This window comes from Corynebacterium kefirresidentii (assembly GCF_016599755.1).
GTDB classification, from domain to species: Bacteria; Actinomycetota; Actinomycetes; order Mycobacteriales; family Mycobacteriaceae; genus Corynebacterium; species Corynebacterium kefirresidentii.
In genome coordinates this window covers 1,694,877-1,716,157 of sequence record NZ_CP067012.1, presented here as the reverse complement: position 1 = coordinate 1,716,157, position 21,281 = coordinate 1,694,877, and the positions used below count along the sequence as shown (strand labels likewise).

The window sequence follows — 21,281 nt, the reverse complement described above, 5'->3', positions numbered from 1 at the left end:
CCATGCTGTCTTGGATTATGCTCCTCCTCGTCCTTTTCTCCCTGACCGTCATCGGGACCTGGGTATGGGGGTCGATTTTTGGCCGCGGCGAGGTTATGCACCCGCTCGATGAGCCGGAGAAGGTGCGCGAAAATAACCGCGCCGCTGCCCGCGAAGGGCGCCTTGACCAGGTGAAATTCGAGGTTGTGCCCCGCGGGTACCGCCAGGACCAAGTAGATGATCTCCTCGCACAACTAGAAGAGCAACTATCTTCCGCGCCGAAAAGGTCTAAGCTGGAAGGAAAAGAAGTTAACTAAAGGAGACTCACTATGGCAGCAATGAAGCCGCGCACCACGGGCGGAGAAATGGAAGCAGTAGAGGAGTCCCGCAAAATTGTCATGCGCATCCCCTCCGATGGCGGCGGGCGCATCGTCATCGAGCTGAGCAAGGACGAGGCCGCCGAGCTTGGTTCTCTGTTGACCGAGGTTTCTAGCTAGTCTAGATACATGCTTTCTCATATCGTCGACATTCTGGCTGATCCCAATGATGGCACCGCGCTTTCTGGTGCCGATGATTTCTCTCGCTTGGTCTCGGAATCCGGCCACTCTTTTGATGTGGCCAAGCAGGGCTACGTCACCCTCGCGGCCGGCGCCGGACTCAAGCACAAGGGCGATGACATGGACATGGTCAACGCCCGCGAGACCTATTTGGCCATGGGGCACTTCGCGCCCTTCGTGGAGGCCGTGACTGGGGCAGTCCAAGGTGCGCTGGATTCCGCATCGTTGGCCGAATCTACGCCCGCCTCTCTGCTTGAGGTGGGCGCTGGTACGGGCTACTACTTGGCCCACACCCTCGACTCCATCGCTGAGGCCCGCGGCGTCGGGCTCGATATTTCCCCGCACGCCGCGAAGCACTTGGCTAAGTGCCACCCGCGCGTCGGTGCCGTCGTGGCCGATGTGTGGGAGCGCCTGCCCATTCGTGATGAGTCCGTCGACGCTATTTCCGTCGTCTTCGCCCCACGCAATCCGGCCGAATTCCAGCGCGTGCTCGTCCCAGGCGGCCAGGTCATCGTCTTGACCCCTGATGCCGGCCACTTGGACGAGCTGCGGGAGCCTTTGGGCATCCTCGGCGTGGAAGACGGCAAGGTGGAGCGCATGTACGAGCAGGCCGAGGGATACCTCGAGCAGGCGGCCGATCCGGTGGATATTTCGTTCCCCATTGAGCTCGATAAGGCCTCCGTTGCCGCGCAGGTTGGGATGAGCCCGTCCGCGCGTCACATTAGCGCCGGAGAACTCGCCGAGCGCATGGCAGCGTTGCCCCCGACGCTCACGGTTACCGCCCGCGCTCGACTGGACCGCCTCCGCGCAGTTTAGCCTCGGCCCTTCTGCCTCATCTCCGCCCTTCGCGCTCACTAGCAGCGCGTGGGGCGGTTCTTTTCGTTGTTCCGGTGAGCGCGAGGGGTGGTTCCTCGCCCTTGCCGCTCACCGGGAGCAGCGCAACCGCAGTGGGCGGCTGTGCCGGTGAGCGCGAAGGGCGGGGTGGAGAACCGAGCGGGGCGTCGGGTGATGTTTAGAGCTTGGAGCCGGAGCGCTGCCAGTCCTGCTCGATAACGGCATCGCCGGAGGTTTCGACGCGCAGCCCAGAGCAGCCGCCTTCGAAGTAGACGCGGGAGGCCATGGCGATGAGGCCACCATCGACGAATACCTCGACGGTGGAACCGTCTTGGATAATGGTGAGGGTGTCGGAGTCGCCCTCGGCAAGCGTGGCGGTGGCGGGCTCAGAATCGGCAAAGCAATGATTGAAAGCCTTGTTCATTGAGCGATCGAGGCTGATGTCATCGCCGGAGTGGCGGATGGTGGCGGCGGGGTCACCGGCGCCGTCGAGAAGCGTGACGGTGACGCAGGAACCGGAAGGCACCTCCATGACGCCGGTCCATGAGCGGGCGTAATCGGAAAGCTTAACGGCATCGGGCAAGCCCCGGGCGGGGGCTTGGTAGAGGACGCCGCCCTCGAGGGTAACTCGGCGGGGTAAGGAAAGGGCATTGGCCCAGCCTTCGGCTTCCCACGAGGCGTGCTTGGTGGCGTCATCGCCGCGGCCGTTGCCGTTGAGGAGGCCAACGATAACGGCGCGCTCATAGCGCTGCTCGGGGGTGAGCGTGCCGGTGGTGGTGTTGGTACTGCGTGGGCGGGAGAAATCGTGGCCGAAGTCTACGCGGCGGAAGCCGGAGACCACGGTAAAGGTGGTGCCTTCCAGCCGGCCGACGAGGTAGCCGGAGACGTCGCGGCCGCCACGCTCCAAGGTGACAAAGAGGACGTCGTAGACATTGCCGTCAACCTCATCGCGCAGTCGGACTAGGCGCGGGGAGACGACCGGCGGAATGGGCGAGGTAGCGGGGACCTCGCCCTCTAGGAAGCCAGGGTCGCCGTCGAACTTGAGGCTGCCGCGCAGGCGCCAAGACACGCCGTCGGCGGATTCGAGGATGACGGGAACCGGGGCGTCGGAGTGGCCGGTGAGAGCCAACATGAGCCAACCGTCGTGGCCGTCATCGCGGTCCTCTGAGGCCCAGTCGGGCACCACGGAGGGGGAGCGGAAATGATCGAAGTTGCGGGTATTGCCCACGACTTCGCCAAAACGAACGACATTGGGGTCGAGCGCCTGTGGGTCATCGGAGACCTCGCAGATTTCGTCCACGTTGGCGTAGCGGGCGAGGTGAACGGCGATTCCGGCGGCGGTCACGGAGGTGAAGTAGAGATGGATATCGTCTGGGCCTTGGGCTACGGAACCTGCGCGCAGGGAGAGCTCGCCGCCGACGGGGGCGAGGGCATCGTCACAGTCCAACCAGTCAAAGGGAGACTCTTCGGAGTAGGTGTGTCCCCAGCGCGCCGGGGAGTCCGCGGTGGGGCGGTACTGGTAGAACAGATGCCAAGTATCGCCATCGCGCAGGATTCCGGCGGGGGCGTCGAGGACGCCGTCTTCAGGGACAAAATGCAGTTCGGGGCGGTGGGTTGTCACGGCTATCCTTCCTTAAATCAGACTGCGGTAAATATCGACGGTCTGGGCGGCAATCGTAGCCCAAGAAAAATCACGAATGGCACGCTCGCGGCCGGCGCGCCCAAATTCGGCAGCGCGCTTTTTATCGGCGGCGACGTCATTGACTGCAGCGGCGAGGTCGGCCTCGAAGGCTGCGGTATCGGTGGCGTCGTAATGCACTAGCACGCCGGTCTCACCATCGACTACTACCTCGGGAATGCCGCCCACGTTGGAGGCAACAACGGCCGTGCCACAGGCCATTGCTTCCAAGTTCACGATGCCCAGCGGTTCGTAGATGGACGGGCAGACAAAAACATCGGCACCGGTGTAAATCTGCTGGACCTCGTTGCGCGGGAGCATATCCTTGACCCAGAAAATGCCATCGCGCTGGGCGCGCAACTCATCGACCAGTGCCTCGGTCTCGGCCGCGATTTCGGGCGTATCAGGGGCGCCGGCACACAAGACCAGCTGGATGTCTGGATCGAATTTCTGCGCCGCCTGCAGCAGGTGCTTTACGCCCTTTTGCCGGGTGATGCGTCCGACGAAGGCAGCGATGGGGCGCTGCTTATCGACGCCCAGCTTGTCCAAAACATCGCCCTCTCGCGGCTGCCATAGCTCGGTGTCGATGCCGTTGAGGACGACGTGGACCTTGGAGGCATCGATGCGCGGATAGGCATCGAGGATGGAGTCCTTCATACCGGCAGAGACGGCGATTACGGCATCGGCATATTCCATGGCGTTCTTTTCGGACCATGAGGAGATGTCATAGCCGCCGCCAAGCTGCTCGCGCTTCCAAGGGCGGTGCGGCTCGAGAGAGTGGGCGGTGACCACATGCGGAATATCATAAAGCCGGGCGGAGAGGTGGCCAGCAAGGCCCGTATACCACGTGTGGGAGTGGGCGATGTCGATATCGGAGGCGGCATCGGCCATGCGCAGCCCAGTGGACAAGGTCTGCAGCGCGCCGTTGGCACCCTCGAGTGCGGGATCTACGCCGTGGACAAAGACGTCTTTTTCTTCGCGCGGGGAGCCCATGCAGTGCACGGAGACATCGATGATATCGCGCATGAAACGGGTGAGCTCAGCTACGTGAACTCCGGCTCCGCCGTATATTTCCGGCGGGTATTCTTTGGAAAAGATTCCGGCTCTCATGCCCACCCAGAATACGTATCTCTGCTGTCATGTGCAGAATTCCGATATGGGGGTAAAAATGTGCAAAGTTCTGCTGCGGAATGTGGGATTTGCGGATAGGTTTGAAAACGTGAGAAGCCTGCCGAATGTCCTAGCCATTGTCCTCGCCGGCGGTGAGGGAAAGCGCCTTTTCCCCCTGACCGAAGACCGCGCCAAGCCCGCCGTACCCTTCGGTGGTTCCTACCGCCTCGTTGATTTCGTTTTGTCCAATCTGGTCAATGCCGGTTATCTCAAGATTGCGGTGCTGACCCAGTACAAGTCCCATTCTCTGGACCGCCACATTTCCCAGGCGTGGAACTTGGCGGGGCCGACCCCGCAGTATATTGCCTCGGTGCCCGCCCAGCAGCGCCGCGGCAAGCGCTGGTACAACGGCTCGGCAGATGCAATTGTGCAGTCGCTGAACCTCATCTATGACGAGAATCCGGATTATGTCATCGTCTTTGGTGCAGACCACGTATACCGCATGGATCCGGCACAGATGGTAGAAGAGCATATCGCCACCGGATTGGATTGTTCGGTGGCAGGTATTCGCGTACCGCGCTCGGAAGCGACGGCCTTTGGCTGCATCCAAGCCGATGGCATGGGCACGATTACGCAATTCGTGGAAAAGCCCGCGGACCCGCCGGCTACTCCGGATGATCCGAATATGAGCTATGCCTCGATGGGCAATTATGTCTTTACAGCGCAGGCGCTTATCGACGCCCTTTTGGAGGACGAAAAGAACGAGGACTCCGCCCACGATATGGGCGGTGATATTATCCCGTACTTTGTGGAGCGGGGACAGGCGCATGTGTACGATTTCATGGCCAATGAAGTGCCAGGGGCTACTGAGCGTGACCACGGCTACTGGCGCGACGTCGGCACCATCGATTCCTTCTACGAGGCGCACATGGACATGATTTCGGTGCACCCGATTTTCAACCTTTATAACCAGAATTGGCCGATCCACTCGACGGATGATTCCAATTTCCCACCGGCCAAGTTCGTGCAAAACGGCATCGCGCAGTCGTCGATGGTGGCCCCAGGCTGCATCGTCTCTGGCGGCACTGTGCGCAATTCAGTGCTGGCGTCCGATGTCCATGTGGCCGACGGAGCTACGGTCGAAGGATCAGTGATCCTGCCTGGCGTGCGTATCGGGCGCGGTGCAGTGGTGCGCCGCGCGATCCTAGATAAGAACGTCGTCGTTAGTGATGGCGCGATTATCGGAGTGGACCGCGAGCGTGATGAAGAGCGCTTTAAGGTTTCTGACGGCGGCGTGGTCGTCGTCGGCAAAAACCAAAAGGTCTAGAGCTTCGTCACGAGGGTGAGCCCGGAACCCAGCGGCAAGCGGGTTACGCTCGCCCCCTCGAGCTCGCGCAGGTACTCGTCTGCTTCGCGGGCGGCGGCGGTGTCGCGGTCGGTCCGGGAGGCGTCGGCAAGCGTGCCATCGAGCAAAGAATTAGCCAAGACTAGGGTGCCGCGCTGGTGCAGCAGTGGCCAGGCGGCCTTGATGATGGCTGGTAACTCGAGCGCGGCGACGTCGGCGTAGATCACCTGATAAGCATCGTTGGCAAGGCGACCCATGACTTCGAGTGGGCGCGATGGCAAAAAACGGCCGCGGGATGGCGCGTAGCCGGCCTCGCGGAATGCGGTCTTGGCGCTGCGCTGGTGCTCCGCCTCGGGGTCGATGCAGGTCAAAATGCCGTTATCGGGCATGCCGGCGAGCACATAGAGGCCCACTACATTGGCGGCCGGGGTAATGGCCACAGCTTGAGGACGCTCGGTGGAACCAGTGGAGGCGGCCGTCAGGGTGGTGAGCAGCTGGCCGGTGGATTCATCCGGGACTGGCAAGCCGTACTCTGCGGCGTGGTCGCGTGCGCCACTTAGGGCCGGGGATGCTTCGCTGTTGGTCTCGATATAAGAACGCAGTGCTTCGTATGCGGTATTAGTCACGTAATAAACCATAGGGAAAAGTGTCCGCCAATGTGGCAAAAACGCGCTTAGCCAGCAAGGTTGTGGTCGGTGGGGATAATGTGACGGGTTCACAGGATATTATCAGTACTATGGCTGGAGTTTCTGTGCTGAGTGTAGAAAGATGACATGCATGACAAAGATGAAGCGCGATGCCGAATCCCTTCAACCTGCAACCTCTGAGGCAGAGTTGACCGGTACCGCAGCATTCGATGCTGGCACGGGCGACATGCCCGCTTGGGGTGACCTCGTGGCCGAGCACGCCGATGGGGTCTACCGCTTGGCTTATCGCCTGTCTGGCAATCAGCATGACGCCGAGGATCTCACCCAGGAAACCTTCATGCGCGTCTTCCGCTCCTTGGACAAGTATCAAGCCGGAACGTTTGAAGGCTGGTTGCACCGTATTACCACTAACCTCTTTTTGGATATGGTTCGTCACCGTTCCAAGATCCGCATGGAGGCCCTGCCAGAGGATTATGAACGCGTTCCTGGTACGGATATGACCCCGGAGCAGGCTTATTCCGTGGCTAACCTGGATCCAGCTTTGCAGTCCGCGCTCGACGGGCTGGCTCCCGATTTCCGCGTGGCCGTGGTCCTGTGCGATGTCGTTGGGATGAGCTATGACGAGATTGCAGAGACCCTTGGTGTCAAGATGGGTACGGTGCGCTCACGCATCCACCGCGGCCGCTCCCAGCTACGTGCGGCGCTAGAAAAAGAGGCGCAAACCAATGCGGAAACGCGCATGCTGCTGCGTACGCGCTAAACTTTAGAGAAACTGCATAGTCCCCGCTGCCGGCGGGGACTTTCCGCGTCAATGAAGGCCGAGCAACTAGTGGAGGAGGGATCGATGGACTCGCTGCGAGGACGCCGAACCTTGTCCACGCTGAGCGTGCACGGCGGATTTGATGCCGCCCAAGCAAAGGCTCGCGATAGGGCGAAGGCCAAGGCGCGGCGTAGCGATACCATCGGGCATTTGGGCCCAGAGGCGGTTGTTGCCTTTGTGGACGGCGAGATGGAGCCAAAATTTATGCACCGTGTGCGCATTCACCTGGTGCACTGCGCTGAATGCCGCGCGGATGTGCATCAGCAGCGTCGTGCCTCGGAATGGGTGCGCCACTGCGCGGAGTCCGCAACGGTCAAGGCGCCGCAGTCCTTGCTCGCGAAGCTCGCAGGCATTGCCACGGAGGGGGTAGCGCCCGGGCCTGATGCAGCAACGCCGGCGCACCGGCCCCAGCAGGACTTCTTAGACAAGGTGGAGATGGTGGTTCGCGCAATCAAGCACAATCAGCGCGGCTAAGAGCGAAGGACTAGTATTTAAGCGTGTTTTCTTCCATTGGTTGGCCCGAGATTTTCGTCATTGTGCTCTTGGGCATCATCGTCATCGGCCCAGAACGCATGCCTGAGGTGATTAAGGACGTGCGCGCAGCCATCTATGCGGCGCGGAAGGCCATCAATAATGCCAAGGCGGAGCTCAATGGGGAGATGGGCTCTATTACCTCGGAATTTGATGATATCCGTGGCCCGCTTACCCAAGCCGCGCAGTGGACGCGTCTGGGGCCGAAGGGCGCAATCACCAAGGCGCTTTTCGACGGCGACGAATCCGCCTGGGATGACTTCAATCCCCAGAAGATGGCAGAAGATATTAAGAGCAATACCGCTCCCAAGGAGCCGGAGCAGCAACAACCGCAACAGCGCCCAAGCTTCGACTATTCCCAGGTTTATGCCGAACAGCCGCAGCAGCCACAGCCACAGCCGCACCAGCGCGCCGCAGCTTCGCAACCGCAATCGACGGAGCAACCCGCGACCGAAAAGAAACCGCCGCGCGGTGGGGAAGAATCCACCGGCGGCGGCATGTGGGAAGATGTAACCTAGGGGCTAGTTCACGCCCAAGTTCAGATTTTTGCCCACTAGGGAATCGGAGCGGATGGCCAGTTTATCGGCCACCGCCTGGATCTGTTGGGCGGCGGGGGACTCGGGGGCATCTATAACGATCGGAGTGCCGGCATCGCCACCGCTGCGCAGGGTGGGATCCAGAGGCACCGAAGCCAGCAGTGGAACCTCATGGCCAAGAATGACGCCGAGGCGATCGGCCACAATCTGTCCGCCGCCGGTACCAAAGACATCCATGGTGGAGCCATCCGGCATGACCATAGCGCCCATATTCTCAATCACGCCGGCCACGCGCTGGCGCGTCTGCTGGGAGATGGACCCGGCACGCTCTGCCACCTCGGCGGCCGCGGCCTGCGGGGTGGTTACGATAAGTAGCTCCGCATTAGGGATGAGCTGGGCCACGGACAGGGCGATATCGCCCGTGCCTGGAGGAAGATCCAGCAGGAGAACGTCTAGGTCACCCCAGAAAACGTCGGCCAAGAACTGCTGCAATGCACGGTGGAGCATAGGTCCGCGCCAGACCACAGGGGCGTTGCCTTCGACGAATTGCCCGATGGAGATGTGCTTAATGCCGTGGGAAATCGGGGGCAAAAGCATCTCATCATCGAGAACGGTCGGGCCATCGGTGCAGCCCAGCAAATTAGGAACAGAGTGGCCGTAAATATCGGCATCGACGATGCCGACTTTAAGCCCCTTGTGCACCAGCGCCGCGGCGAGATTTACCGTCATCGAGGACTTGCCGACGCCGCCCTTGCCAGAAGCCACCGCAAAGACACGCGTGGTGGATTCTGGCTTGGCAAACGGGATTTCCGGCTCAGCTTGGCCGCCACGAAGCTTCTTTTTCAGCTCGCGGCGCTGCTCATCACTCATGGCTTCCATCGTCACGGTGACGTTTCCTACGCCCTCAATATCCTCTACTGCTGCGCGAGTATTGGACTCGATGGTGGACTTCATGGGGCAGCCAGCGATGGTGAGGTAAATTTCTACGGCTACATCGTTTCCGGTGACAGAAACTGATTTCACCATGTTGAGCTCGGTGATGGGACGCCCGATTTCGGGATCTTCAACGCGGGAAAGTGCCTCGCGTACGGCGGATTCAGTAATAACGCTAGACATAACCCTTGCCATCTTAGTCGGGCCGCAACAGGAGGTAAACACGCCCTCGGTGTAGAATCATCTAGACGCTCGATCGCCGCCAATCTGAAGGAGAATAGTATCGCCATGCGCAGCTGTGCCCGCCCTGCCCACGCCATTGCTGGCGTGGTGCTCTCTGCCATGCTGCTTACCGGCTGCTCCTCCCAGTTTGATGGAGATCCTTATGCGGATAATGCTAAGCGTGCCCCCGTTGGCATCATGGTAGATGCTAGTGAGACCGACCAAGTAGTGCTGGCGGAGATCTTTCGCCAAGAGCTGATCAGACAGGGGCGTGAGGCCTCCCTTGTTAGGGAGGATATTTTCCAAGAGTCTAAGTCCGGTCGCTATTTGAACCCCAATGGTAATTTTTATGTCGGGTGCACGGGGGCTTTTCTCAGCGTTCTCAATCCCGGTGAGGCGCGGGAAATATCCAAGGACTATAGAAAAGCTCAGCACTCCTCCCAACCAGGCGGTGAGGACTACCTAGCGCGTACTCACATCGCTTTAATGTCTGCACTTCCAGGCGACCTAGGCGCGGTGGAACCATCCAGCGCCACTGGCTGTGAGGACGCGGAGCCAAAGCTCCCCGAGAATTTTGTGGCGCTCTACCAGGATGATCTCTTGGACCGCGAGGAACGCCAATCTATAGCTTCATTGACGAAGTTCATCACGCGAAAAGACATCTCTGAATTGGCGCAAGAGGCAGAGCAAAAAGGCGACGTGGCAAAAGTGGTTCGCACGTGGCTGCACGGCTCCGGCACGAAAATGCTCGATGAGGAAGGCGACTCAGATTCTTCCGGTGGGTCTGATCTCACCGGAGGCTCCAAATAGTTTTTCTTTGGCGGGTAGGCGAAAGTTTCCAGGCGTCGACAACTCGGAAACCACCAAGTCAAGTAAAACCAACGGGCCCGACAGCTCGTGGTTATCTGAACGGCGCCCAAAGCCTTCGAGCTTGACGTAGATGCCAATTCCCGAACATTTCAGCAGATCCGATCAACGGTGCTGGTGCGAACGCGGTCGGCCATAGCACAGCAATACCCTCACCCCCTCCCTTCGCGCTCACCGGTAACGCACCTTTCTCGCAGCGGTCACTCCCCGTGAGCGCGAAAGGAGTGAAGTCTGCGCTAAGAACGTGAGAGGAGAGGAGAATCGAGTAAGAAGAGAGTGCTAGTTGAGAAGCAAGCCGAGTCCGTAGTTCCTGAGGAACGTTGGCCCGCATGAGTAAACCCCAGTGAGGAGTCCTCACTGGGGTTTAAACATTTCGAAGAGCTTTAGATGTCAAAAGCCTCTTCCAGCAGGTTTTTCTGCTCAATCTGGTGCACCTTGGCATTGCCGGTAGCAGTCGAGGACTGGGCACGGCGGGAAACGCGAACCATTTCAGGCATATCTGGGATCAGGGTGCGCAGGTGCTCATTGTAGAACGGCCATGGACCCTGGTTGGCCGGCTCGTCCTGTACGAAGCGAATCTGGGTGGCATTCGGGTAAGCCTCAAATGCCTCGCGCAGGCGGTTGAACGGAATCGGGTGGAGCATCTCCACGCGGACGATGGCGATGTCATCGCGGCCGTCGGCCTCGCGCTTCTTCTCCAGATCCCAGTACAGCTTGCCGGAAACCAGCATGATGGTCTTGACCTTGTCGGTATCGCCAACCTTCTTGCCGTCAACGTCAACGTAGTTCGGATCGTTGATAACGGACTGGAAGCGCTTGACCTCGGTGAAGTCCTCCACGGCGGAGGTGGCCGCCTTGTTGCGCAGCATGGACTTCGGGGTGAAGACGACCAATGGACGCTTCATCTCACCGAGAGCCTGGCGGCGCAGCAGGTGGAAGTGGTTAGCCGGGGTGGAAGGCTGAGCCACGGTCATGGAACCCTCAGCGCACAGCTGGAGGTAGCGCTCGATGCGGGCGGAGGAGTGGTCCGGACCCTGGCCCTCGTAGCCGTGCGGCAGGAGGAGTACCAGGCTGGACAGCTGGCCCCACTTGGCCTCACCGGAGGAGATGTACTCATCGATAATGGTCTGGGCGCCGTTGGCGAAGTCACCGAACTGTGCCTCCCACGCCACGAGGGCGTCTGGGTTGCCCACGGTGTAGCCGTATTCGAAGCCCATGCCAGCGTACTCGGTCAGCGCGGAGTTGTAGACCATGAACTTGCCGCCATTGCCCTTGGAGGTGGCGATGGCGTGCATCGGGTTGTACTCATTGCCGTTGCGTGGGTCGAATGTAACGGCGTGGCGCTGGGTGAAGGTACCGCGGCGGGAATCTTCACCAGCCAGGCGGACGACCTTGCCCTCGCCGGCCAGGGAACCGAAGGCGATGAGTTCGCCCCAACCCCAGTCGATGCCGCCCTCGCGGGAAGACTTCTCGCGATCCTTGGCTACCTTGCCCACGCGCTTGTGGTACTCGAAGTCCTCTGGTGGGTTGCCATAGGCGGCACCCAGCTCGGCGAGTTCCTCGGCGGTGATGGAGGTATCCAGGCCGCGGGTGAGCTCCTGGGAGGAGGTGATGCCAGTCTGCTCCTTCGGGCGAGCCTTGCCAGCTTCCTTGTGCTCAGCAAAGACGGACTCCATCTGATCATGGAAGTCGCGTGCGGCTGCTTCGGCGTCTTCGGCGGAGAGGTCACCACGGCCGATGAGGTCGTTGGTGTAGCGCTCGCGCACTGCCTTGTGCTCGTCGATGACAGAGTAAAGCTCTGGCTGGGTCATGGATGGGTCATCGGCCTCGTTGTGACCGCGCAGGCGGTAGACCATGAGGTCGATGAAGACATCCTTGCCAAACTGGCGGCGGTACTCGGCAGCCATCTGGCCCACCCAGACAACTGCTTCTGGGTCGTCGCCATTGACGTGGAAGACCGGGCAGTCGAAGCCCTTGGCCAAGTCGGTGGCGTAGTGGGTGGAACGGCCGGAATCCGGGGTAGTGGTGAAGCCCACCTGGTTATTGACCACGATGTGGACGGTGCCGCCGTTGGTATAACCGCGCAGCTGGGACAGGTTGATGGTCTCCTGGACAATGCCCAGGCCGGTGAAGGATGCATCGCCGTGGAGCATGACCGGAACAACGGTGTGGCCCTCTGGGCCCTTGTCCAAAATGTCCTGCTTAGCGCGCGCGATGCCTTCCATGACTGGGTCCACGGCCTCGAGGTGGGACGGGTTGGCAGCAAGGGTGACCTTGATTTCGCCATCGCCGAACATCTGGAGGTGGTGGCCCTCAGAACCCAAGTGGTACTTAACGTCACCGGAGCCGCCGAGCTGGCCGCCCTTGTAGTTGCCGTCGAACTCGCCGAAGATATCGGCCAGCGGCTTGCCCACGATATTGAAGAGAACGTTCAGGCGGCCGCGGTGCGGCATACCGATGACGACCTCGTCCAAATCCTGGCCAGCGGCAGTATCGATGATGGAATCCAGCAACGGAATGAGGGTCTCAGCGCCCTCGAGGGAGAAGCGCTTCTGGCCCACGTACTTGGTCTGCAAGAAGTTCTCGAATGCCTCGGCGGCATTAACCTTCTGCAGGATGTACTTCTGCTCCGCGTTGGTGGGCTTCGGCATGCCAGCCTCGAGGCGGTCCTGCAGCCAGCTGCGCTCATCGCGGTCCAAGATGTGGGTGTACTCGGAGCCGACCTTCAAGGTATAGGCGGCGCGCAGGCGAGACAGCACCTCGCGCAGAGTCATCTGCTCCTTGCCGCCAAAGCCACCGACGTTGAAGGTGCGGTCCAGATCCCAAATGGTCAGGCCGTGGGTCGCGATATCGAGGTCGCGGTGATCCGGGTTAGGCAGTCCCGGCTGTACCCAACCCAGCGGGTTGGTATCGGCAAGCAGGTGGCCGCGGGAGCGGTAGGACTCGATGAGCTGCATGACGCGGGTGTTCTTGTCCACGCCGGAGTTTGGCACGTCCTGTGCCCAACGGAATGGCTCATAAGGCACGCCCATGGAGGAGAAGAGGTCGTCCCAGAACGCGCCGTCGACAAGCAGCTGGCCAATGGTGCGCAAAAATTCGCCGGACTCTGCACCCTGGATAACGCGGTGGTCATAGGTGGAGGTCAAGGTAACCAGGCGGCCTACACCTAGGTCAGCCAAGCGATCTGCGGAAGCACCGGCGAACTCGGCCGGATAATCCATAGAGCCCACGCCGATGATGGAGCCTGCGCCCTTAGTCAGGCGGGCGATGGAGTGGCGGGTGCCGATGCCGCCCGGGTTGGTGAGGTTAATGGTCACACCAGAGAAGTCATCCATGGTGAGCTTGTTCTTGCGGGAACGGGTAACAATATCCTCATAAGCCGCAACAAACTCGGAGAAGGACTTGGTCTCGCACTCCTTGATGGCGGCAACGACCAGCGCGCGGGAGCCATCCTTCTGCGGGAGGTCAATGGCTAGGCCCAGGTTGATGTGCTCGGGCTGGATGACATAAGGCTTGCCATCCTTGAGCTCGTAGCGCACGTTCATATCTGGGTGCAGCTGCACGGCCTTGACCATGGCGTAGCCGATGATGTGGGTAAAGGAGATCTTGCCACCGCGGGTGCGCTTGAGGTGGTCATTGATCATGGAACGGTTTTCCCACATGAGCTTGACCGGCATATCGCGCACGGTGGTAGCGGTAGGAATTTCCAGGGATTCTTCCATGTTCTTAGCAATGGCCTTGAACATGCCCTTGAGCTGGCGCTCTTCGCCGCCCTTGTAGTCCGCAATATGGTCCAGCGGGGACTCAGACTTCTTTACGGACTGCTGTGCCTTAGCGGACTTCTCCTGTGCCTTGGACACGGACTTATCCACGTTGGTTTCGCGGACCTCCTGCTTGCGGGCGGTAGTAGTACCCTCAGTCTTCTTCGCGGCTGGCTTAGACGGCTTCGCGGCCTCCTTGGCTGGGGCCTTAGACTTAGGCGCGCCGTTTGCCTCGAAGTAGTCGCGCCACTCCTTATCTACGGAGCTCGGGTCCTTGGAGTACTGCTGGAACTGCTCGTCTATCAGCCACGCATTGGGGCCGAAGATATTCGATGTGCTCACGGCAGGTATTCGCCTCATTTCTCTGCTTTAAAATGGTCGTTTATTCGACTTTAGTGCGGCCTTTGTACGAGCGCATACGTCACCCGCCAAAGAGTCTGCCTACATGATACGGGGCATACCCCTAAACTCACTATGTTAGGGGTATCAATAGCCCCACTTTCCGGTTTCTGGCTACCCCTAGCCTTAGGTAAGGGGGGAAAGCTGCTCGCCGGCGTGCTCGATGACCTGCTTGGCCAGCTTGCGATTGGCGGTGGTGCCTAATACCGCGCCAATGCCCATGGGCATCAGTTTGCTTACCCACGCCCACTTGAGGCGTTTGGTGACTTGTTTGGTAAAAAGCTTGGTCAGGCGGCCGTTGATGCCAGATAGAGTGGGGCCGGAGAATCGGGACAGGCTAGCGGCCGAGCGCATACCAGCAACGCTATTGAGGTCCCCGACAAAGGTATCGACCAAAGCGGACCCCTTCGAGCCGGTGAGCACGACGAGTACAAGGGCGCGGCGGCGCTCGGGGGACTTGATGTCATCGCCACGCAGGTAGGCAGAAGCCAAGATGTACCAAGCTGCGGCCTCTAAGAAAACCACGGACTCGCCTGCGATGGTGGCAGCGCCGGTTACCAAACCAATACCCGGGATGGCGGCGGATGCACCTGCGGCCGCACCGGTACCGGAGGTGATATTAAGGAAGTGCTTGTCAATGAGCTCCTGCAGCTTCTGTGGGCTTGCGCCCTTATTGCGCTTTTTCAGGCTCTCGACATACTTGATGATGACGCCAGATTGTATCGATACCGCGCGGTCCAAAGAGTTGAGCAGGGCAGAGGTAAAGCGGTTGCTGTCCTCCGGATCGATGTCATAGGTATCGACGGTATCCACCTCGGTGGAGTTGTCCTTTTTATCTTTAGTGAATAAACCCATGTGTCCTTCTCTTTCGCTAAAACTTATCCGTGCCCAGCATAGTAAAGGCTGCATTAATGTGCCGCCGCGCCGCAATCAGATCGCCCTGGGCGTGCAGGCCACCTAAGCTAGTGGACATGGTTAGGCCGCACGAGAATTACCGCGATTCCGGGGATGTCTTCCCGGAGGAGTCCTCCGCGGCGGCGCGACTGAAGGCGGAGCAGGCGCACGAACGCGCCCGCCGCGCCTACGAGGAAGCTCGAAACGCCCTGGCAGATGAGCTGACGGTGCGCACCACCTCTGGTTGGGTGCGCGGTGTTATTGAAGAGGACCTGCGCCCCGATCGCCCCATTAGCGCCGGGCCGGTGTTGACGTGGCGCGGTATCCCGTTTGGAGATACCACCGCTGGGGACAATCGCTTCCGCGCCCCGCAGCCCGCGCCGGCGTGGGAGGGCGTGCGCGATTGCAGTCAGTTCGGCCCGCCGGCCCCGCAGCCCACGTACTCCTGGACCGACCGCATTATCGGCTCCGAGGACTGCCTGTACCTCGACATCGTGCGCCCGCGCACCGAGGAGAAGCTTCCTGTGGTGGTCTATTTACATGGCGGCAGCTTCATTATGGGTTCGTCTCATATGCTCATGCTTCGTGGTTTCGAGCTAGCCACCCGCATGGACGTGGTCTACGTATCCATCAATTTCCGCCTTAACTCTTTGGGTTATTTGGACCTGCGCAGCCTAGGCGGCGACTGCAGTGCCAACCCGGCGGTGGCTGACCAGATCTTGGCATTGCAGTGGGTGCGCGATAATATCGCCGCCTTTGGCGGTGACCCTGACTCTGTCACCCTCATGGGCGAGTCTGCCGGCGGTGCGGCCGTTTTGACCTTGATGACGAGCCCGCCCGCGGAGGGCCTATTCCATCGCGCCATCGCCCAGTCCCCGCCGATCGCCATGATTCACTCCCGGGCTCAATCCACCTTGTGGGCGCGCGAGCTGGTTCACCGGTTGGCCTTGCCGCGCCGCACCTCGGTAGAGGATCTGCGGCAGGAAAACTTTGCTGATTTGGTGCGCTCCGGCCAGTCCATGATGTGGCGGGCTGGCGAGCTCATTCACCTTAATTCTTGCTATGCGCCCACGGTGGATGAGGAGCTTATTCCAGAACACCCCATTGCCGCCTTTGAAAACGGCCACCAGCATCAAGTTCCGCTGCTCATCGGCACGAACTCGGACGAGGCTAGCTTTGGCAAATTCCTCTTCCAGCGCCAAAGCTCCCGTGAGCGCGCTGCCTTGCGCCTATTGGCCTCCTTCGATCCCCAGCATGCCCCTGAGGTGGTTGCCGCATATGACGGCGCAGTGGCTCGCGAGGACTTTGCGCACCTGCTTGCCGACGCCCTCTTTTGGGCACCCTCCACCCGCATCGCCGCCGCCCACGCGCAGGTGGCACCGACGTGGATGTACCGCTTTGACTTCGCCTCTGCCGTACTCAAGTGGTTGGGCCTAGGGGCCATGCACTCGATGGAGCTGGGCAACGTCTTTGGTGACCCACATTCTTCGCGCGCGTCCTTCCTTACTAATTGGGGCTCGCGCGCGGAGATGGAAGAACTTACCGCCACCATGCAGCAGCACTGGTCCGCCTTTATCCACGGTGGCCGCCCGAAGATGAGCTGGCCGCGCTACGGGCTCAAGCAGCGGGCCACCATGATCTTTGATGCGGAAGCCTATATTGAAAACGCCCCGCACGAGCTCAAGCGACAAGCGTGGGAGGGATACCACATGTTGGAGTGGGGAAGTGGGCGCCCAGAGCTGGTGAAATCTTTGGGCTTCCAACCATACGGGTGGGAATAGCGGTAGACTCCACAGTGACCGCGGGCGGCGGCTTGCCTACCGTGGGGACCTCTGCTTCCGAAGGATGGATTTTAAACCACCATGAGCTTTTTCGAAGATATTGCTTCTGCATTGGATGCCGAGGGCATCGAGTCCCGCGTCAATGATGACGTCATGTTCGTTCCAATCACCTCTGATCTGGAAATTCAATTTATTGAAATCGATCCGCTCCTGCCTGCAGCAAATGTCTATATCGCTGCGGCAGACGTTGATGAAGACGATGAGGAATTTGAGGCAGTCTTGGTCTCCGTCGCCTTCTCTGTAGATGACGCCGTGGAGGCGGTTTCTCGCCACATCGCTACCGACCAGGTGGTCACCGTCCTGCGCGACCTGCTGGAGGGCACCGATGAACGCATCGCGGAATTAGAATTTTCCCAAGATGAGCTCAACCCACACCTTGTCGTGGCTGAAGTAGCCAATGACTCGGAGCTGCGCGTGCTTGTGGAAACCATAGACGGTGTCCCTTCTGCCATCGTCCGCTTCCTCGCTTTCGACTTCGACGAAGACGATCTAGATGACATGGAAGATGAGGCCGTCACCCTCGCCTGGGAAGTTGATGAAGAGGATGAGGATCTCGATGAGGCCGACCGCCTCGCCCTCTTTGATAACGCCGACTTTGATGATGTCCCCATCGTGGAGGTTCCTGCCGAGGCCCTCGAGCTTGGTACCTACACCGATTTCGATCGCCTCTTCGACGTCCTGGGGCTTGTCTCTGAGCAAGCTTTGGACTGGGAAGCGCAGCTCGTATCCTTCGATGACGAAGACTATGAAGAACCGGACGTCTACGACATCTTCGGTGAGGATGATGGGGACGAAGAGGAGGACTACTTCGACAACGATGATGCCGACGTGGACGATGAATCCGAGGCCGAAGCAGCTGAAGATAAGTAAACCCTACCTCCCATAGCCCAGCTCACCGCCTTCTTGCGGTGGGGCTGGGCCTTTCTCTTTTTCAAAGCATTATTGCAGGTAGGGGTATAGATTATATATTCCTTATTGTCTTGCTACTTTCACGCGCCGGCAACTAGGCTTTAGAAGGTTCCCGGCCTGGGACTGAAAATCCGCCCCAGGCCAAACCTTATGAGGAGTAGAAAACCATGGCAGTGAACCGCGATACTACGTGGCGATACGTTCTTGTCGTTGTCGCCGTAGCACTCTCGCTTGCCGCGTGGTTTTGCACCGTCCTTGGCGTGTACTCCACGGTGACCGAGACTTTTGAGTCTTATCTGACCGCCAGCGTCTGGGTGCTGCTCTTGGTGGCCGCGGTGCTGTTATACACCTCGCAGTATGGGTTGGTGCCCAATTGCATCCTCTTGTATCCCATCTTCGGTGCCTCGATAAATTTATTGCTGGGCTCATTGACGGTGCGCTCGCAAATCCCGTTGTTTTTCGATGCTGTGGGTACCTCCATCGTGGCAATCATCGCCGGTCCTGTGCTGGGCATGGCCACGGGCTTGACCACCACGGTGTTGGGAGGAGTGTACTTTGCCTATGATCTCGCCTTTGCTCCTGTGGGCATCTTTATCGGCGCCGCCGTGGGTTTGATGGCCCGCCGAGGGGTATTTAATAGGCTCTCGTCGATCATTTTTTCCGGACTCGGTATGGGCATCGGCTCCGGCGTGATGAGCGTATATGTCCTGATCTTTTCGTTCAGCGGGCGTCCACGCCAGGAACCGCAAAACCTTACCAAGTTCTATGAGCTGATCTTTCAAGATGAGCGCCTGGCCATCATCCTGCAAGGCCTTACCTCTGACATCTTGGACAAGGTCTTTACCGTTCTCATCGCCTGCTTGGTTTTGCGTTTTATGCCCAAGGCAATCGCTCGACACTACACGGTGACCTTTAACCGCGAAGTATTGAAAAAGATCCTGCACGCGCCTGACCCGCATGCAGCACCGGATGTGCCGGGGCAGCAGACAAAACAGCCCGCGACCGCTTAGGCGGCTTGGGTCAAGCCGACGAATAGCGACTCGGGGGAGCGGACCGGCTGATAAGAGCTATCCACTAGCCACACATAGGTGGCATTGGGGCCGCGAGAGACCTCGTGAACAGCATCCACCATCTCCGCCGGCACAAGCGTGCGTACCCAGCCTTCGGCCACGGCAGGTTCCACCGTTTGGCCAAAGTTCTCGGTTATGCGGATGGTGATGAGGTATGCGGGAATGCGGTCTTGCCCAAAGCCGCGCACTCGGGCCTTTACGCGTGAACCCACGCGGTGGCGGGTAATGCTCATGCAGTAGTCTCCGCCCGGTCCACCCGCGGCCGTCGGCAGCTGCTTGAGTGGTGGGCGCCAGGTGGGAGTAGGGCGGGCCAGGGAACGTGGGTGGTGCAGGATAGCGGTAATGGACTCGATGGTGTCGTATTCGTGGTAGAGCAAATCTGCGGCAATCTCGCTGGCGGAACGTGGGAGGAACATCGGGGTGGACTGGGGAAAGTTCTTTTGTGCTTTGTACATGGCCATCACCTTAGGGTCCCGTGCGGACACAAGCCCGCATCATTAGAACGCACGTGCGACGGGCGATCGAAAATGGCTTTCCCGTAACTGAAGGATTAGAGTTGCAGCCGATATGATGAATACGAAGAGTGGGGAAATAAGCCCAGAACAAAAACCGCACATTCCACGCGAGATCTGGGTTATGGTCACCGCCGCATTCATCATCGCGTTGGGCTACGGTCTCATCGCTCCGCTCTTGCCGCAGTTTGTGGTGAGCTTCGATGTCTCCATGGCCGCCGCGGGCTTGGTGGTTTCCATCTTCGCTGCCTCGCGCCTCCTATTTGCGCCGATGTCCGGTTCATTGGTGGATCGCGTTGGCTCACGCCGTGTTTACCTCATCGGGCTCATGACAGTCGCGGTAACCACAGGACTCGTTTCCATTGCCCAAAGCTACTGGCATATCGTGGCCCTGCGTGCGCTTGCCGGCATTGGTTCGACCATGTTCACGGTCTCGGCCATGGGGCTAATTGTGCGCATGTCTCCGCCGTCGATTCGCGGCAAGTGTTCTGCCACCTATGCCACAGCCTTCCTGCTAGGTAATGTTGCTGGCCCGGTTCTTGGCGCCAGCCTGTCCTTCCTGGGCTTTCGTTGGCCATTTTTCATCTACGGCGTGGGCGTCGCGCTCGCCGCATTCGTTGTCTGGTGGCAAATGCCCCGCGTCAACCACAAACAGGCCAATAAGGATAAATTGCCGCCCATGCGCCTGCAGGAAGCCTGGGGCGATACCGCCTACCGCGCGGTGCTGACCTCCAACTTTGCCCATAGCTGGATCAATATGGGCGTGCGAGTTTCCGTGCTGCCGTTGTTTGCCGTCTCGGTCTTTCATAACGGCGCCGCTGCCTCCGGCTTTGCTCTAGCTGTATTCGCTACGGGTAACGCTGCAGTTTTACAATTTTCTGGAAGATGGGCCGATACTTATGGTCGACGCCCTATGATTCTCATCGGCCTCGTGGGAACTGGTCTTTTTGTGGGCCTTATGGGCTTGGCCGATACTATTCCAACGCTGCTTGTGGTTTCGGCTTTTGCCGGCGCCGCCTCCGGGATTATCAATCCGGCGCAGACCGCTGCCATTGGCGACGTCGTGGGCAACAAGCGCTCCGGCGGTCAGGTGCTTTCCACCTTCCAGATGGCCGGTGACTTTGGCCAGATTCTTGGCCCCATCGTGGTTGGTGGCCTGGCGGATTACTTCGGCTTCGCCAAAGCTTTCGCGGTATGCGCGGGCGTTGCCGCCATGGGCGTTGTGGCCTGGCTGTGCGGACGTGAGACGCTACAAGAGCGTCGCGCTATCGTCCGCCGAATCCCGCTGCGCAAGAAGAAGCGCCTTTAAAACTCACCAGTGTGAGCCTCCCAGATTTCCTCGACTCGTGCGTCGAGAAGGGCGGCGTTGGCAAGCGCGGCGGCATCGCCATCCGCGATGGCCTCGACGATGTGCAAGTGTTGTGCGTTGACCTCTGTCAGAGAGCGCTCGCTACGGACCGTTGAATGGGTAAGTATTCGGGTATGCATGCGCAGTCTTGCCAAAGTATCTTGCGCTCGGGTGCTGCCTCCGGCTTCTAAGATGACGTCATGCAGGCGCTTGTCCCACGAGAAGAAGACTGCTTCATCGCCTGCCTGCGCATGGGTTTGCATGGCTTGCAGGATTTCGCGCATCTGCTCAATTTGTGCTGGAGTGCGAAACTTGGCGGCGCGTGCGGCAATTCGTGGCTCTAATGCCAGGCGCATGTCGAAGGTTTGCGCGACGTCAGAAAGCTTGGTCTCCACAATTTGGACCCCGCGGTTGCGGGAGAACTCAATGAGGTCTGCTTCTTCCAAACGGAGCAACCCGTCGCGAACAGGGGAGCGGGAAATCTCTAG

Annotated in this window: 20 protein-coding genes; 12 read left to right on the top strand and 8 right to left on the bottom strand. The window is 59.7% G+C overall.

The annotated features are described in order from the left end of the window. Positions 1-2 precede the first annotated feature (2 nt). From I6I12_RS08200 to I6I12_RS08190, 3 genes are read left to right on the top strand one after another with little or no spacing between them, the layout of a single operon-like run. Entirely contained in the window at positions 3-296 is a 294-nt protein-coding gene (locus I6I12_RS08200) for a DivIVA domain-containing protein (protein WP_023021836.1), read from the top strand. Between the two features lie 12 nt (positions 297-308). Continuing rightward, positions 309-476 (top strand): DUF3117 domain-containing protein, encoded by a 168-nt coding sequence (locus I6I12_RS08195; protein WP_005323535.1) that lies wholly within the window; start codon positions 309-311, stop codon positions 474-476. 9 nt (positions 477-485) lie between these two features. After that, a complete protein-coding gene (locus I6I12_RS08190) occupies positions 486-1,352 on the top strand; it encodes a methyltransferase domain-containing protein (protein WP_200287770.1) in 867 nt (288 codons plus the stop codon). A 196-nt stretch (positions 1,353-1,548) separates the two neighbouring features. Here the strand turns inward: I6I12_RS08190 and I6I12_RS08185 are convergent, their stop codons facing one another. Together I6I12_RS08185 and glgA are read right to left on the bottom strand one after the other, a co-directional pair. After that, positions 1,549-2,991: a GH32 C-terminal domain-containing protein gene (locus I6I12_RS08185; RefSeq protein WP_200287768.1), complete on the bottom strand. Its 1,443-nt coding sequence runs from the start codon at positions 2,989-2,991 to the stop codon at positions 1,549-1,551. Positions 2,992-3,003: 12 nt separating this feature from the next. Next, the gene (gene glgA / locus I6I12_RS08180; RefSeq protein ID WP_200287766.1) at positions 3,004-4,158 is read right to left on the bottom strand and encodes a glycogen synthase; all 1,155 of its coding nucleotides are present in this window, start codon (positions 4,156-4,158) and stop codon (positions 3,004-3,006) included. 109 nt (positions 4,159-4,267) lie between these two features. Between glgA and glgC the strand changes: the two genes are divergently transcribed. After that, positions 4,268-5,485, top strand: a complete 1,218-nt coding sequence (gene glgC / locus I6I12_RS08175; protein ID WP_086588169.1) for a glucose-1-phosphate adenylyltransferase — start codon at positions 4,268-4,270, stop codon at positions 5,483-5,485. Here the strand turns inward: glgC and I6I12_RS08170 are convergent. Then, positions 5,482-6,129, bottom strand: coding sequence for an O-methyltransferase (locus I6I12_RS08170; RefSeq protein WP_200287764.1), 648 nt, complete (start codon positions 6,127-6,129; stop codon positions 5,482-5,484). The two genes, glgC and I6I12_RS08170, sit on opposite strands and share 4 nt — an antisense overlap. A 151-nt stretch (positions 6,130-6,280) precedes the next feature. Here I6I12_RS08170 and sigE point away from each other — a divergent pair, with 151 nt between their 5' ends. The 3 genes from sigE (at position 6,281) to I6I12_RS08155 (ending at position 8,019) form a co-directional block, all read left to right on the top strand. Beyond that, entirely contained in the window at positions 6,281-6,910 is a 630-nt protein-coding gene (sigE, locus tag I6I12_RS08165; protein ID WP_034656442.1) for an RNA polymerase sigma factor SigE, read from the top strand. A gap of 84 nt (positions 6,911-6,994) precedes the next feature. Continuing rightward, entirely contained in the window at positions 6,995-7,444 is a 450-nt protein-coding gene (locus I6I12_RS08160; protein ID WP_023021829.1) for an anti-sigma factor family protein, read from the top strand. A 23-nt stretch (positions 7,445-7,467) separates the two neighbouring features. Next, positions 7,468-8,019 (top strand): twin-arginine translocase TatA/TatE family subunit, encoded by a 552-nt coding sequence (locus tag I6I12_RS08155; RefSeq protein ID WP_200287762.1) that lies wholly within the window; start codon positions 7,468-7,470, stop codon positions 8,017-8,019. 3 nt (positions 8,020-8,022) lie between these two features. Here I6I12_RS08155 and I6I12_RS08150 read toward each other — a convergent pair whose 3' ends face one another. Continuing rightward, complete coding sequence (locus tag I6I12_RS08150) at positions 8,023-9,153, bottom strand: Mrp/NBP35 family ATP-binding protein (protein ID WP_023021827.1); 1,131 nt, start codon at positions 9,151-9,153, stop codon at positions 8,023-8,025. Between the two features lie 105 nt (positions 9,154-9,258). Here I6I12_RS08150 and I6I12_RS08145 point away from each other — a divergent pair, with 105 nt between their 5' ends. Then, entirely contained in the window at positions 9,259-10,002 is a 744-nt protein-coding gene (locus I6I12_RS08145; protein WP_200287755.1) for a hypothetical protein, read from the top strand. A gap of 440 nt (positions 10,003-10,442) precedes the next feature. On the opposite strand, the gene I6I12_RS08140 is transcribed toward I6I12_RS08145, so the two are convergent. Next, a complete protein-coding gene (locus tag I6I12_RS08140; RefSeq protein ID WP_408910312.1) occupies positions 10,443-14,162 on the bottom strand; it encodes a multifunctional oxoglutarate decarboxylase/oxoglutarate dehydrogenase thiamine pyrophosphate-binding subunit/dihydrolipoyllysine-residue succinyltransferase subunit in 3,720 nt (1,239 codons plus the stop codon). A gap of 183 nt (positions 14,163-14,345) precedes the next feature. Further along, positions 14,346-15,074, bottom strand: a complete 729-nt coding sequence (locus I6I12_RS08135; protein ID WP_200287751.1) for a hypothetical protein — start codon at positions 15,072-15,074, stop codon at positions 14,346-14,348. Positions 15,075-15,190: 116 nt separating this feature from the next. Between I6I12_RS08135 and I6I12_RS08130 the strand changes: the two genes are divergently transcribed. From I6I12_RS08130 to I6I12_RS08120, 3 genes are all read left to right on the top strand, one after another. After that, complete coding sequence (locus I6I12_RS08130) at positions 15,191-16,894, top strand: carboxylesterase/lipase family protein (RefSeq protein WP_200287749.1); 1,704 nt, start codon at positions 15,191-15,193, stop codon at positions 16,892-16,894. A gap of 81 nt (positions 16,895-16,975) precedes the next feature. Continuing rightward, entirely contained in the window at positions 16,976-17,824 is an 849-nt protein-coding gene (locus tag I6I12_RS08125; protein ID WP_200287747.1) for a DNA primase, read from the top strand. A gap of 206 nt (positions 17,825-18,030) precedes the next feature. Continuing rightward, on the top strand, positions 18,031-18,873 hold the full coding sequence (locus I6I12_RS08120; protein WP_200287745.1) for a hypothetical protein: 843 nt from the start codon (positions 18,031-18,033) through the stop codon (positions 18,871-18,873). Here I6I12_RS08120 and I6I12_RS08115 read toward each other — a convergent pair. After that, on the bottom strand, positions 18,870-19,388 hold the full coding sequence (locus I6I12_RS08115; RefSeq protein ID WP_232212585.1) for a hypothetical protein: 519 nt from the start codon (positions 19,386-19,388) through the stop codon (positions 18,870-18,872). The genes I6I12_RS08120 and I6I12_RS08115 overlap by 4 nt on opposite strands. Positions 19,389-19,500: 112 nt before the next feature. On the opposite strand from I6I12_RS08115, the gene I6I12_RS08110 reads away from it, so the two are divergent. Beyond that, a complete protein-coding gene (locus I6I12_RS08110; protein WP_200287743.1) occupies positions 19,501-20,754 on the top strand; it encodes an MFS transporter in 1,254 nt (417 codons plus the stop codon). Here I6I12_RS08110 and I6I12_RS08105 read toward each other — a convergent pair. Continuing rightward, the gene (locus I6I12_RS08105; RefSeq protein ID WP_200287741.1) at positions 20,751-21,239 is read right to left on the bottom strand and encodes a GntR family transcriptional regulator; all 489 of its coding nucleotides are present in this window, start codon (positions 21,237-21,239) and stop codon (positions 20,751-20,753) included. The two genes, I6I12_RS08110 and I6I12_RS08105, sit on opposite strands and share 4 nt — an antisense overlap. Between the last annotated feature and the right edge of the window lie 42 nt (positions 21,240-21,281).

Coding starts and splice junctions, on each gene's coding strand:
- I6I12_RS08200 (WP_023021836.1), top strand. CDS start 3: ATGCTGTCTTGGATTATGCTCCTCCTCGTCCTTTTCTCCCTGACCGTC.
- I6I12_RS08195 (WP_005323535.1), top strand. CDS start 309: ATGGCAGCAATGAAGCCGCGCACCACGGGCGGAGAAATGGAAGCAGTA.
- I6I12_RS08190 (WP_200287770.1), top strand. CDS start 486: ATGCTTTCTCATATCGTCGACATTCTGGCTGATCCCAATGATGGCACC.
- glgA (WP_200287766.1), bottom strand. CDS start 4,158: ATGAGAGCCGGAATCTTTTCCAAAGAATACCCGCCGGAAATATACGGC.
- sigE (WP_034656442.1), top strand. CDS start 6,281: ATGACAAAGATGAAGCGCGATGCCGAATCCCTTCAACCTGCAACCTCT.
- I6I12_RS08160 (WP_023021829.1), top strand. CDS start 6,995: ATGGACTCGCTGCGAGGACGCCGAACCTTGTCCACGCTGAGCGTGCAC.
- I6I12_RS08150 (WP_023021827.1), bottom strand. CDS start 9,153: ATGTCTAGCGTTATTACTGAATCCGCCGTACGCGAGGCACTTTCCCGC.
- I6I12_RS08145 (WP_200287755.1), top strand. CDS start 9,259: ATGCGCAGCTGTGCCCGCCCTGCCCACGCCATTGCTGGCGTGGTGCTC.
- I6I12_RS08135 (WP_200287751.1), bottom strand. CDS start 15,074: ATGGGTTTATTCACTAAAGATAAAAAGGACAACTCCACCGAGGTGGAT.
- I6I12_RS08130 (WP_200287749.1), top strand. CDS start 15,191: ATGGTTAGGCCGCACGAGAATTACCGCGATTCCGGGGATGTCTTCCCG.
- I6I12_RS08125 (WP_200287747.1), top strand. CDS start 16,976: ATGAGCTTTTTCGAAGATATTGCTTCTGCATTGGATGCCGAGGGCATC.
- I6I12_RS08120 (WP_200287745.1), top strand. CDS start 18,031: ATGGCAGTGAACCGCGATACTACGTGGCGATACGTTCTTGTCGTTGTC.
- I6I12_RS08115 (WP_232212585.1), bottom strand. CDS start 19,388: ATGTACAAAGCACAAAAGAACTTTCCCCAGTCCACCCCGATGTTCCTC.
- I6I12_RS08110 (WP_200287743.1), top strand. CDS start 19,501: ATGATGAATACGAAGAGTGGGGAAATAAGCCCAGAACAAAAACCGCAC.